Source organism: Pseudomonas sp. EZ-C24, assembly GCF_014525325.1.
GTDB classification, from domain to species: Bacteria; Pseudomonadota; Gammaproteobacteria; order Pseudomonadales; family Pseudomonadaceae; genus Aquipseudomonas; species Aquipseudomonas shirazensis.
This window is the reverse complement of sequence record NZ_JACDIU010000021.1, coordinates 230,316-243,004: the sequence shown is the minus strand read 5'-3', so window position 1 is coordinate 243,004 and position 12,689 is coordinate 230,316. Positions and strand designations below refer to the sequence as shown.

Annotated in this window: 12 protein-coding genes; 9 read left to right on the top strand and 3 right to left on the bottom strand. The window is 61.5% G+C overall.

Annotated features, from left to right (window positions below):
• The first annotated feature begins 68 nt into the window (after positions 1-68).
• The 4 genes from IDM28_RS18500 to IDM28_RS18485 all read left to right on the top strand — a co-directional run bounded on the left by IDM28_RS18500 (position 69) and on the right by IDM28_RS18485 (position 4,224).
• On the top strand, positions 69-1,097 hold the full coding sequence (locus IDM28_RS18500; RefSeq protein WP_101322029.1) for an amino acid ABC transporter substrate-binding protein: 1,029 nt from the start codon (positions 69-71) through the stop codon (positions 1,095-1,097).
• 66 nt (positions 1,098-1,163) lie between these two features.
• Positions 1,164-2,342: an amino acid ABC transporter permease gene (locus IDM28_RS18495; protein WP_101322028.1), complete on the top strand. Its 1,179-nt coding sequence runs from the start codon at positions 1,164-1,166 to the stop codon at positions 2,340-2,342.
• Positions 2,343-2,351: 9 nt separating this feature from the next.
• Positions 2,352-3,449: an amino acid ABC transporter permease gene (locus tag IDM28_RS18490; protein WP_188036622.1), complete on the top strand. Its 1,098-nt coding sequence runs from the start codon at positions 2,352-2,354 to the stop codon at positions 3,447-3,449.
• A gap of 10 nt (positions 3,450-3,459) precedes the next feature.
• On the top strand, positions 3,460-4,224 hold the full coding sequence (locus IDM28_RS18485) for an amino acid ABC transporter ATP-binding protein (RefSeq protein WP_103438495.1): 765 nt from the start codon (positions 3,460-3,462) through the stop codon (positions 4,222-4,224).
• A gap of 34 nt (positions 4,225-4,258) precedes the next feature.
• Here the strand turns inward: IDM28_RS18485 and algW are convergent, their stop codons facing one another.
• Complete coding sequence (gene algW, locus IDM28_RS18480; protein ID WP_101322025.1) at positions 4,259-5,419, bottom strand: Do family serine endopeptidase AlgW; 1,161 nt, start codon at positions 5,417-5,419, stop codon at positions 4,259-4,261.
• 223 nt (positions 5,420-5,642) lie between these two features.
• On the opposite strand from algW, the gene IDM28_RS18475 reads away from it, so the two are divergent.
• The 3 genes from IDM28_RS18475 (at position 5,643) to cysN (ending at position 9,404) form a co-directional block, all read left to right on the top strand.
• Positions 5,643-6,401 (top strand): Nif3-like dinuclear metal center hexameric protein, encoded by a 759-nt coding sequence (locus IDM28_RS18475; RefSeq protein WP_188036621.1) that lies wholly within the window; start codon positions 5,643-5,645, stop codon positions 6,399-6,401.
• 167 nt (positions 6,402-6,568) lie between these two features.
• The gene (cysD, locus tag IDM28_RS18470; RefSeq protein WP_101322023.1) at positions 6,569-7,486 is read left to right on the top strand and encodes a sulfate adenylyltransferase subunit CysD; all 918 of its coding nucleotides are present in this window, start codon (positions 6,569-6,571) and stop codon (positions 7,484-7,486) included.
• Between the two features lie 16 nt (positions 7,487-7,502).
• Positions 7,503-9,404, top strand: coding sequence for a sulfate adenylyltransferase subunit CysN (cysN, locus tag IDM28_RS18465; RefSeq protein WP_188036620.1), 1,902 nt, complete (start codon positions 7,503-7,505; stop codon positions 9,402-9,404).
• A gap of 91 nt (positions 9,405-9,495) precedes the next feature.
• Here cysN and IDM28_RS18460 read toward each other — a convergent pair whose 3' ends face one another.
• Positions 9,496-9,975: an Lrp/AsnC family transcriptional regulator gene (locus tag IDM28_RS18460; protein ID WP_101322019.1), complete on the bottom strand. Its 480-nt coding sequence runs from the start codon at positions 9,973-9,975 to the stop codon at positions 9,496-9,498.
• 127 nt (positions 9,976-10,102) lie between these two features.
• Between IDM28_RS18460 and IDM28_RS18455 the strand changes: the two genes are divergently transcribed.
• Complete coding sequence (locus tag IDM28_RS18455) at positions 10,103-11,299, top strand: methionine gamma-lyase (protein ID WP_188036619.1); 1,197 nt, start codon at positions 10,103-10,105, stop codon at positions 11,297-11,299.
• A gap of 166 nt (positions 11,300-11,465) precedes the next feature.
• On the opposite strand, the gene IDM28_RS18450 is transcribed toward IDM28_RS18455, so the two are convergent.
• Positions 11,466-11,903 carry a YhcB family protein gene (locus tag IDM28_RS18450; RefSeq protein WP_101322017.1) on the bottom strand — a complete coding sequence of 146 codons (438 nt, stop codon included), beginning with the start codon at positions 11,901-11,903 and terminating at the stop codon, positions 11,466-11,468.
• 139 nt (positions 11,904-12,042) lie between these two features.
• Between IDM28_RS18450 and IDM28_RS18445 the strand changes: the two genes are divergently transcribed.
• On the top strand, positions 12,043-12,678 hold the full coding sequence (locus IDM28_RS18445; RefSeq protein ID WP_188036618.1) for an alpha/beta hydrolase: 636 nt from the start codon (positions 12,043-12,045) through the stop codon (positions 12,676-12,678).
• Positions 12,679-12,689: the final 11 nt, after the last annotated feature.

Here is a 12,689-nt window from a genome sequence, read left to right as displayed (position 1 = left end):
CGGATGCGCCTCATAAGGGTGCGGTGCAATTCCGGCTCGACACAACAAGAGCGATTTGGAGGTTGTAGATGAAGATGTTGAAAACCACGCTGGCAGTCCTGACCGCTGCCGCCGCGCTGGGTGCAACCAGTTTTGCCCAGGCCGGCGCTACGCTGGATGCGGTAAAGAAAAAGGGCTTCGTCCAGTGTGGCGTGAGCGATGGCCTGCCGGGTTTCTCGGTACCTGACGCCAAGGGCAACATTGTCGGCATCGATGCCGATGTGTGCCGTGCGGTAGCCGCTGCAGTGTTCGGCGATGCCACCAAGGTCAAGTTCAGCCAGCTCAACGCCAAGGAGCGCTTCACTGCGCTGCAGTCCGGCGAAGTCGATGTACTCTCGCGCAACACCACCTGGACCAGCTCGCGTGATGCTGGCATGGGCCTGGTCTTCGCTGGCGTGACCTACTACGACGGCATCGGCTTCCTGGTCAACAAGAAGCTCGGTGTTTCCAGCGCCAAGGAGCTCGACGGCGCGACCGTCTGCATCCAGGCAGGCACCACCACCGAACTGAACGTCTCCGACTACTTCCGCGCCAATGGCCTGAAGTACACCCCGATCACCTTCGACACCTCCGACGAGAGCGCCAAGTCGCTGGAATCGGGTCGTTGCGATGTGCTCACCTCGGACAAGTCGCAGCTCTACGCACAACGCTCCAAGCTGGCAGCACCGACCGACTACGTGGTACTCCCGGAGACCATCTCCAAGGAGCCACTGGGCCCTGTCGTGCGTAAAGGTGATGAAGAGTGGTTCAGCATCGTCAAGTGGACCCTGTTCGCCATGCTCAATGCCGAAGAAGCCGGCCTCACCTCGAAAAACGTCGAGGCTGAAGCCAAATCCGGCAAGAACCCGGACAACGCCCGCCTGCTCGGCGCTGACGGCGAATACGGCAAAGACCTCAAGTTGCCCAAGGACTGGGTGGTACAGATCGTCAAGCAAGTGGGTAACTACGGCGAAGTGTTCGAGAAGAACCTTGGCAAGAGCACCCCGCTGCAGATCGATCGTGGCCTGAATGCCCTGTGGAACAACGGCGGCATCCAGTACGCACCTCCGGTGCGCTGATGGCTGCACCTGCGGCGGCATCCTGCCGCCGCAGGCTGTTCTGATCCCTTTTTTCCGGGGCACTTCATGCAAAATCAAATCGGCGCACCCAAGGGCTTTTCCCTTAGTGATCCACGTGTGCGCGCGTGGCTGTTCCAGATCCTCACGGTGGTCTGCGTGGTCGGTCTGGGCTGGTACCTGATCCACAACACCCAAACCAACATGCAGCACCGGGGCATCACCTCGGGCTTCGACTTTCTCGAGCGCAGTGCTGGCTTCGGCATTGCCCAGCACCTGATCGACTACACCGAAGCGGACACCTACTCGCGGGTGCTGCTGGTCGGCCTGCTCAACACCTTGCTGGCGAGTGTCATCGGTATCGTCCTGGCGACCTTGATCGGCTTTACCGTGGGGGTCGGCCGCCTGTCCTCCAACTGGGTGGTCTACAAGCTGGCCACGGTCTACGTCGAGACCTTCCGCAACATCCCGCCACTGCTGCAGATCCTGTTCTGGTACTTCGCGGTGTTCACTGCGTTGCCTGGGCCGCGCGGCAGCATCAATATCGATGACCTGTTCTTTATCAGTAGCCGCGGCGTGAACATGCCGGGCGCGTCGATGGCCGATGGCTTCTGGCCGTTTGTGGTTTCGCTGGTGGTCGCCATTGTCGCGGTGGTGCTGATGGTGCGCCAGGCCAACAAGCGCTTCGAGCTAACCGGGCAACCGTTCCACAAGTTCTGGGTCGGCCTGGCGCTGATGGTCGGCATTCCGGCCATGTGCGTGCTGCTGTTCGGCAACCCGCTGCAGTGGGAAGTGCCGCAGCTCAAAGGCTTCAACTTTGCCGGTGGCTGGGTGCTGATCCCCGAGTTCATGGCACTGACCCTGGCGCTGTCGATCTATACCGCTGCGTTTATTGCCGAAATCGTGCGTGCCGGCATCCGCTCGGTCAGCCACGGCCAGACCGAAGCCGCCCGTTCGCTGGGGCTGCGCGAAGGCCCGACGTTGCGCAAGGTGATCATTCCCCAGGCGCTGCGGGTGATCATTCCACCGTTGACCAGCCAGTACCTCAACCTGACCAAGAACTCCTCACTGGCAGCCGTTATCGGCTACCCGGAACTGGTCTCGCTGTTTGCCGGCACAGTACTCAACCAGACCGGCCAGTCGGTCGAGGTCATGGCGATCACCATGGCGGTTTATCTGACGATCAGCATCAGCATCTCGTTGCTGATGAACTGGTACAACAAGCGCATTGCGCTGATCGAGCGGTAGGAGTCGCGCATGAACGCCCATGTTTTCAAACCTGATATGCCACCACCGGTGAAAACCGTTGGTGTGGTGGCCTGGATGCGCGCCAACCTGTTCTCCAGCTGGATCAACACGCTGCTGACCTTCTTTGCCATCTACCTGGTCTGGCTGGCCGTGCCGCCGCTGCTGCAGTGGGCGTTCATCGACGCCAACTGGACCGGCACTACCCGCGCCGACTGCACCAAGGAGGGCGCCTGCTGGGTGTTCGTCCAGCAGCGCTTCGGCCAGTTCATGTATGGCTATTACCCGAGCGATCTGCGCTGGCGCGTCGACCTGACCGTGTGGCTGGGCGTGATCGGCGCTGCGCCGCTGTTCATCCGTCGCTTCCCGCGCAAGGTGGCCTACGGCATTGGCTACCTGCTGGTCTACCCGACCCTGGCGTACTTCCTGCTGCATGGCGGCAGCTTTGGCCTGAGCCAGGTACCGACCTCGCAGTGGGGCGGGCTGATGCTGACCCTGGTGATCGCTACCGTCGGTATCGCCGCGGCATTGCCGTTGGGGATTCTGCTGGCACTTGGGCGGCGCTCGCGGATGCCGGTGATCAAGTCGGTGTCGGTGACCTTCATCGAGTTCTGGCGCGGTATTCCGCTGATCACCGTGCTGTTCATGTCTTCGGTGATGCTGCCGTTGTTCATGCCGGAAGGCATGAGCTTCGACAAGCTGCTGCGGGCGATGATCTTCGTCATCCTGTTCGAGTCGGCGTACATCGCCGAGGTGGTACGGGGTGGCTTGCAGGCCATCCCCAAAGGCCAGTACGAAGCCGCGTCGGCGATGGGCCTGGGTTACTGGCGCTCGATGGGCCTGGTGATCCTGCCGCAGGCCTTGAAGCTGGTCATCCCGGGCATCGTCAACACCTTCATTGCCCTGTTCAAGGACACCAGCCTGGTAATCATCATCGGCCTGTTCGACCTGCTCAACAGCGTGCGCCAAGCCACGGCAGACCCGGCCTGGTTGGGTATGGCGACCGAGGGCTATGTGTTTGCCGCCCTGGTTTACTGGATTTTCTGTTTCGGTATGTCCCGCTACTCCATGCACCTGGAGCGCAAGCTGGACACTGGCCACAAGCGTTAGGAGTTTCAAAATGAGTGAAGCGATCAAGCAGCCTGCCGGCCCCGAAGGCATCATCCAGATGCAGGGCGTGAACAAGTGGTACGGCCAGTTCCATGTGCTCAAGGACATCAACCTGAACGTGCGTCAGGGCGAGCGGATCGTCTTGTGCGGGCCGTCCGGCTCGGGCAAGTCGACCACCATTCGTTGCCTCAACCGGCTCGAGGAGCATCAGCAAGGGCGCATCGTCGTTGACGGCGTCGAGCTGACCAACGACCTCAAGCAGATCGAAGCGATCCGCCGCGAAGTCGGCATGGTGTTTCAGCACTTCAACCTGTTCCCGCACCTGACCATTCTCGAGAACTGCACCCTGGCGCCGATGTGGGTGCGCAAGATGCCCAAGCGCAAGGCCGAGGAAATCGCCATGCACTATCTGGAGCGCGTGCGCATCCCGGAGCAGGCGCACAAGTTCCCTGGGCAGTTGTCGGGTGGTCAGCAGCAGCGAGTGGCAATTGCCCGAGCGCTGTGCATGAAGCCGAAGATCATGCTGTTCGATGAGCCGACCTCGGCGCTCGACCCGGAGATGGTCAAGGAGGTGCTCGACACCATGGTGGGCCTGGCCGAAGACGGCATGACCATGCTCTGCGTGACCCACGAGATGGGCTTTGCCCGCACCGTGGCCAACCGGGTTATCTTCATGGACAAGGGCGAGATCGTAGAGCAGGCGGCGCCGGATGACTTCTTCGACCGGCCGCAGAGCGACCGCACCAAGTTGTTCCTCAGCCAGATCCTGCACTGATACAAAAAGGGGCCGCGATTGCGGCCCCTTTTGTTTATTTCTCTTCGCTCGGCGCTACCGGCGCCGGCGGTGGGCGCAGGCCCACTTCGGCGATCAGCTTGAGCTGCTTGCCATTGCGCATCACCTCGATCGCCACCTTGTCGGTCGGCTTGATCCGCGCCACCTGGTTCATCGACTTGCGCCCATCGCCCGCCGGCTCGCCGTTGATGCTCAGGATCACATCACCCAACTGCAAGCCTGCGCGCTGCGCCGGGCCATCGCGGAAGATCCCCGCTACGACGATCCCTGGTTTGCCTTCGAGGCCAAACGATTCGGCCAATTCCTGGCTGAGTGGCTGCACCTCGATCCCCAGCCAGCCGCGAATCACCTGGCCGTGTTCGATGATCGACTTCATCACCTCAAGCGCCAGTTTTACCGGGATGGCGAAGCCGATACCCTGCGAACCGCCGGACTTGGAGAAGATCGCCGTGTTGATACCGACCAGGTTGCCATTGGCGTCGACCAGCGCACCCCCGGAGTTGCCGGGGTTGATCGCCGCATCGGTCTGGATGAAGTCTTCGTAGTTGTTCAGGCCCAGCTGGTTACGCCCGGTGGCGCTGATGATGCCCATGGTCACCGTCTGGCCAACCCCGAACGGGTTGCCGATGGCCAACGAAACGTCGCCGATGTGGATAGTGTCGGAGCGGCCGATGGTAATCGCCGGCAGGTTCTTCAGGTCGATCTTGAGCACCGCCAGGTCGGTTTCCGGGTCGCTGCCAATCACTCGGGCCAAGGTCTCGCGGCCGTCCTTGAGGGCGACCACGATCTGGTCGGCACCGCTGGTGACGTGGTTGTTGGTCAGCAGGTAGCCTTCGGGGCTCATGATCACCGCCGAACCCAGGCTCGATTCCCAGCGCCGTTGCTTGGGCAGGTTGTCACCGAAGAAGCGGCGGAACTGCGGGTCTTCGAATAGCGGGTGGGCGCTCTTGTTGACCACTTTGGTGGTGTACAGGTTGACCACCGCTGGCGCCGCCAGGGTGACGGCGTCGGCGTACGACACCGGGCCCTGCATGATCCGCGTGGTCTGCGGCGCCTGCTGCAGGTTGACGTCCTGGCTGGGCAGGCCGACCCACTCGGGAAAGCGCTGGATGACCAGCATGGCGATCAATATGCCGGTAAGCAGTGGCCAGCCAAAGTAACGCAGAACCTTGAGCATCGAATCAATCCTGGAGTAGGGCAGGGCCGTCGCAGAGCGGCCCGGGGAGGCGCGCGCGATGATACACCTGAACACGGCGCGCGGCGACGGCCACTGCGGCGCATCGTCGGCGTGCGTTTGGCGGGCGCCTGCCAGCGGTATCCGCAGCGCCGGCGACAGCTCATAATGGCCGCCATTATAGGGCCTTGCGCCCTGCCTACATGCCACTGCGAGGAGATTTTTCATGGCCGTCGCCCTCACCACGCTGGTCACCGAAGCCGAACGCTATCTGAACAGCGCGCGGATCCAGGATTACTGCCCCAATGGCCTGCAAGTCGAAGGTCGGCCCCAGGTCAGCCGCATCGTCAGCGGCGTTACCGCAAGCCAGGCATTGCTTGATGCGGCAGTAGAAGCCGAGGCTGATCTGGTGCTGGTGCACCATGGTTACTTCTGGAAAGGCGAAGACCCGTGCATCACCGGCATCAAACAACGTCGCCTGAAGACGCTGCTCAAGCATGACATCAGCCTGCTGGCGTTCCATCTGCCGCTGGATGTGCACCCCGAGGTTGGCAACAACGTGCAACTGGCGCATCAGTTGGGCATCACCGTCGAAGGCCCCCTGGAGCCAAACAATCCCAAGGTGGTAGGCATGCTCGGCTCGCTCGACGAGCCAGTCTCGGCGCGTGATTTCGCTCGCCGCGTGCAAGAGGTACTGGGTCGCGAGCCGTTGCTGATCGAAGGCGAGCAACTGGTGCGGCGGATCGGTTGGTGCACCGGCGGCGGTCAGGGCTACATCGACACGGCGATTGCCCAGGGCGTCGACCTGTTCATCAGTGGCGAGGCCTCCGAGCAGACCTTTCACAGCGCCCGCGAAAACGGCATCAGCTTCATCGCTGCCGGTCACCACGCTACCGAGCGCTATGGCGTGCAGGCGCTGGGTGACTATCTGGCCCGGCGCTTCGCCGTCGAGCACCTGTTCATCGACTGCCCGAATCCGATCTGAGCGCCAGATTGCGTGCTCCTACACCTGCTGAAGCCCCAAACCGGAAGTCATATGGTTAGACCGTTTCGATCTAGCCGCCTGCCTAAATAGAAGCAGTCGCTGTGCTAAAGTGGCTCGCTCGAACACGGCCCGCTGGCCGTTCATAAGATCGTTTTACGTGAGTAGCCATGGTCGACAAACTGACGCACTTGAAACAGCTGGAGGCGGAAAGCATCCACATCATCCGCGAGGTGGCCGCCGAGTTCGACAACCCGGTGATGCTCTACTCGATCGGTAAAGACTCTGCCGTGATGCTGCACCTGGCGCGCAAGGCCTTCTTCCCGGGCAAGCTGCCGTTTCCGGTGATGCACGTCGATACCCAGTGGAAATTCCAGGAGATGTACAGCTTCCGCGACAAGATGGTCGAGGAAATGGGCCTGGAGTTGATCACCCACGTCAACCCGGAAGGGGTGGCGCAGGGCATCAACCCATTCACCCATGGCAGCTCCAAGCACACCGACATCATGAAGACCCAGGGCCTCAAGCAGGCACTGGACAAGTACGGCTTCGATGCCGCCTTCGGTGGTGCGCGCCGCGACGAGGAGAAATCCCGGGCCAAGGAGCGGGTCTATTCGTTCCGCGACAGCAAGCACCGCTGGGACCCGAAAAACCAGCGCCCTGAGCTGTGGAACGTCTACAACGGCAAGGTCAACAAAGGCGAGTCGATCCGCGTCTTCCCGCTGTCGAACTGGACCGAGCTGGACATCTGGCAGTACATCTACCTTGAAGGCATCCCGATCGTGCCGCTGTACTTCGCCGCCGAGCGTGAAGTCATCGAGAAGAACGGCACCCTGATCATGATCGACGACGAGCGCATTCTCGAGCACCTCTCCGAGGAAGAGAAAGCCCGCATCGTCAAGAAGAAGGTGCGCTTCCGTACCCTTGGCTGCTACCCGTTGACGGGCGCGGTGGAGTCGGATGCCGACAGCCTGACCGACATCATCCAGGAGATGCTCCTGACGCGCACTTCCGAGCGTCAGGGCCGGGTCATCGACCACGATGGCGCAGGCTCCATGGAAGACAAAAAACGCCAGGGCTACTTCTAATTTTCAGGGTTACTCCATGTCGCATCAATCCGATTTGATCAGCGAAGACATCGTCGCTTATCTGGCTCAGCACGAGCGCAAAGAACTGCTGCGGTTCCTTACCTGCGGCAACGTCGATGACGGCAAGAGCACCCTGATCGGGCGCCTGCTGCACGACTCGAAAATGATCTACGAGGACCACCTCGAGGCCATTACCCGCGACTCGAAAAAGTCCGGCACCACGGGCGAAGAAGTCGACCTGGCATTGCTGGTCGATGGCCTCCAGGCCGAGCGCGAGCAGGGCATCACCATCGATGTCGCCTACCGCTACTTCTCTACCGCCAAGCGCAAGTTCATCATCGCCGACACCCCGGGCCATGAGCAGTACACCCGCAACATGGCCACCGGTGCGTCGACCTGCGACCTGGCGATCATCCTCGTCGATGCCCGCTACGGCGTGCAGACCCAGACCCGTCGGCACAGCTACATCGCCTCGCTGCTGGGCATCAAGCACATCGTCGTTGCGGTCAACAAGATGGACCTCAAAGGCTTCGACGAGCAGCTGTTCGAGTCGATCAAGGCTGATTACCTGAAGTTTGCGCAGGCCATTGACCTGACCCCGAGCAGCCTGCACTTCGTGCCGATGTCTGCGCTCAAGGGCGACAACGTGGTAAATCGCAGCGAGCGTTCGCCGTGGTACAGCGGCCAGACCTTGATGGAAATCCTCGAGACCGTCGAAGTCGCTGCCGACCGCAACTTCACCGACCTGCGTTTCCCGGTGCAGTACGTCAACCGGCCCAACCTGAACTTCCGCGGCTTTGCCGGCACCCTCGCCAGCGGCGTGGTGCACAAGGGCGACGAGATCGTCGTACTGCCGTCGGGCAAGAGCAGCCGGGTCAAATCCATCGTCACCTATGAAGGTGAACTGGAGCACGCCGGCCCAGGCCAGGCCGTGACCCTGACCATGGAAGACGAGATCGACATCTCCCGTGGCGACCTGCTGGTGCATGCCGACAACGTGCCGCCGGTGACCGACCAGTTCGACGCCATGCTCGTGTGGATGGCCGAAGAGCCGATGCTGCCGGGCAAGAAGTACGACATCAAGCGCGCCACCAGCTACGTGCCGGGCTCGATCGCCAGCATCACCCACAGGGTCGATGTGAACACCCTCGACAAGGGCGCGGCCAGTTCGCTGCAGTTGAACGAGATCGGCCGGGTCAAGGTCAGCCTCGACTCCGCCATCGCGCTGGACGGCTACGACAGCAACCGCACTACGGGCGCGTTCATCGTCATTGACCGCCTGACCAACGGCACCGTTGGTGCCGGCATGATCATCGCACCGCCGGTACTGCCGCACGGCAGCACTGGTCAGCATGGCAAGCAGGCCCATGTCACCACCGAAGAGCGCGTTCTGCGCTTTGGTCAGCAGCCAGCCACCGTGCTGTTCAGCGGCCTGTCCGGCGCTGGCAAGAGCACCCTGGCCTACGCCGTGGAGCGCAAGCTGTTCGACATGGGCCGGGCGGTCTACGTGCTCGATGGCCAGAACCTGCGCCATGACCTGAACAAGGGCCTGCCACAGGACCGCGCCGGGCGCACCGAGAACTGGCGTCGCGCCGCGCATGTCGCGCGTCAGTTCAACGAAGCCGGCATGTTGACCCTGGCTGCGTTCGTCGCACCGGATGCCGAAGGCCGCGAACAGGCCAAGGCGCTGATCGGCAAGGAGCGCTTGATCACGGTTTACGTGCAGGCTTCGCCACTGGCGTGCCGCGAGCGTGACCCGCAGGGCCTGTACGCCGCTGCTGGCGATAACATCCCGGGCGAAAGCTTCCCGTTCGATGTGCCGCTGGATGCTGATCTGGTTATCGATACCCAGAGCAGCAGCGTCGAAGACGGCGTCAAGCAGGTGCTGGAAGTGTTGCGTCAGCGTGGTGCTATCTAAGACCCGTTGAGGTAACTGAAAAACCCCGCTTCGGCGGGGTTTTTTGTTTGTTGCGTGTGCCTGAAGATCGGCAAGGGCTGCAGTGGGGCCCTCAAATATGCTTCTCGGACACCGGAATCACCCGCCGCTCCTTGACTGCCTTGTACGAAAAACTCGAATAGATCTCCTTCACCCCAGGCAGCCGCTGCAGCACCTCGCGGGTAAATTCCCCAAACGATTCCAGATCCCGCGCCAGAATCTCCAGCAAAAAATCGTAGCGTCCGGACACGTTATGGCAAGCGACGATCTCGGGAATTTCCAGCAATCGCCGCTCAAATGCCAAGGCCATCTCTTTGGTATGTGAATCCATCATGATGCTGACGAACGCGGTCACGCCAAAGCCCAAGGCCTTGGGCGAGAGCACTGCCTGATAGCCAGTGATGTAGCCGTTGTCTTCGAGCAGCTTGACCCGCCGCCAGCAGGGCGAAGTGGTCAGGGAAACCCGATCGGCGAGTTCGGAAACCGTGAGGCGGGCGTTGTCCTGCAAGGCGCCGAGCAGGGCGCGATCGGTGCGGTCAAGGGTCGTAGGCATGGCTTGCCCTTCCAGAGAGTCAATTGTTGTTTTTATGCCCGCAGGTGCCGATTTTGCTGGGCGACTTTGGAAAAATACCGTTGGTTCGTTGGCATAAGCTTATAACAAACCACAAGAGGCTGTAGCCATGGACGTTGCCAAGCGCCAATCCGGATTCTCCACCCGAGCCATTCACCACGGCTACGATCCGCTCGCCCATGGCGGGGCGCTGGTGCCGCCGATTTACCAGACGGCTACCTATGCCTTCCCCACGGTCGAATATGGCGCAGCGTGCTTTGCCGGGGAGCAGCCGGGGCATTTCTATAGCCGTATTTCCAACCCTACCCTGGACTTGCTGGAACAGCGCATCGCCTCACTGGAAGGCGCTGAGGCAGGGCTGGCGCTTGCCTCAGGCATGGGCGCGATCACCGCCACCCTGTGGACCTTGCTGCGCCCTGGCGATGAGCTGCTTGTCGGCCAGACGCTTTATGGCTGCACCTTTGCCTTCCTGCACCACGGTATCGGCGAGTTCGGCGTCAAGATCCGGCACGTCGACCTCAACGACGCGCAGGCGCTGGCCGCTGCGATCAACGACAAAACTCGCATGATCTATTTCGAGTCGCCCGCCAACCCCACTCTGGAACTGGTCGATATTGCCGCCGTAGCGCAGGCCGTGCACGGTCGTGACATTCATGTGGTGGTCGACAACACCTTCTGTACACCTTATCTGCAGCGGCCGCTGGAGCTTGGCGCGGACCTGGTCGTGCACTCGGCAACCAAATACCTGAGTGGCCATGGCGACATCACTGCCGGGCTGGTGGCGGGGCGCAAGGCGTTGATTGACCGTGTTCGTCTGCAAGGTCTGAAAGACATGACTGGCGCGGTGCTGTCGCCGCACGATGCGTCACTGCTGATGCGCGGAATCAAGACGCTTGGCCTGCGCATGGATCGGCATTGTGCCAATGCGGCGCAGGTGGCTGCGTTTCTGCAGGGCCAGCAGCAGGTCGAGTTGCTGCATTATCCCGGCCTGCCGAACTTCGCCCAGTACCCGCTGGCGCAGCGGCAGATGCGTTTGCCGGGTGGCATGATCGCCTTCGAACTCAAGGGTGGTATCGAAGCCGGTCGGCGCTTCATGAATGCCCTGCAGCTGTTCAGCCGCGCGGTCAGCCTGGGTGATGCCGAGTCACTGGCCCAGCATCCAGCGAGCATGACCCACTCCAGCTACACCCCTGAAGAGCGTGCGCAGCACGGCATAGGCGAGGGGTTGGTGCGGTTGTCGGTGGGGCTTGAGGATATCGAGGACCTGCTGGCTGATATCGAGCAGGCATTGCGCGCCAGCGTTTGAGCGGGCTCAGGCTTCGTTCATGAATCGAAAAGGGGCCGCTTTGCGGCCCTTCGCGGGTGAACCCGCTCCCACAAAAACCTGTGGGAGCGGGTTCACCCGCGAAGGGCTGCAAAGCAGCCCCAACATCAGCAATAAAACCTTGAAGAACCAGTGCTTACAGCTCGGATCAGCGCTTGAGGCCGTAGCTCTCGTCGAGCATGCCCGGCGAGTTAGGCGTCTTGGGCGCGTAGTCACGCGGCACTTCGGCGGTGTCTTTCGGCGGCGTCAGGCGATCGCGATGGCTTTGCGCAGCCTCCGAATGCAGCGCTGCCAGCAGACGCTGACGGGTCAGCTCGTCCAGGGCCAGGCGGTTGGCACCGTCGGCCAGGTGATCCTGCACGTCCTGATAGCTCTGGGTCAGGCGTTGAACCAGGGCTGCGGTGCTGTTGAAGTGGGTGACCACTTCACTTTGATAACTGTCGAAACGTTGCTGGATATCATCCAGTTGACGCTGTGTGCTGCTGGGCGCTGCGTTGGGCAGCAGGCGGGCCACGACGAAGCCGACGACTACGCCGACGACCAGGGCCAGGGTCGGCAACAACCAAACAAGGAGCGAGAGTTCCACGAGTCCTTCCTCTATAAACGGCTTTGCTTTACGTTAACGGCTCAGACCTGCGCTGTATACCGCGAACGATCGCAAATATTTCAGAACAGAATTCATCAGCTAGACGAGTCGACCCCTTCCGAGGTCACGGAGTAGTGCTTTGCTTATCCGCGAAACCCCCTTGTTCATCGATGGCCCATGCGGCCAACTGGAAGCCTTGCAGCTGGAAGTGGCCGAGCCGCGTGGCGTAGTGCTGATCTGCCACCCTAATCCGGTGCAGGGCGGCACCATGCTCAACAAGGTGGTCTCGACCCTGCAACGCACTGCTCGCGATGCTGGCTACAATACGCTGCGCTTCAATTACCGCGGCGTCGGCCAAAGCGCTGGCGGCCATGACATGGGCGCGGGTGAAGTGGCTGATGCCGAGGCCGTCGCCGCCTGGGTGCGGACCAGCTATCCCGAGCTGCCGCTGGTGCTGATGGGCTTCTCGTTTGGCGGTTTCGTTGCCGCGAGTCTTGCCGGGCGTCTGGAAAGCCAGGGCGCAACGCTGCAGCAGCTGTTCATGATCGCACCTGCTGTGATGCGTTTGAATGACGACTTCCCGCTGCCGCAGGTTTGCCCGTTGACCGTCATCCAGCCAGACAGCGACGAAGTCGTCGATCCTCAGCTGGTTTACGAATGGTCCGACAGCCTGTCGCGCCCCCATGAGCTGCTGAAAGTGGCAGAATGCGGACACTTTTTCCATGGCAAGCTGACCGATCTGAAGGATCTGGTGCTGCCGCGCCTCTCGAATTGAGCCAAGCCTGA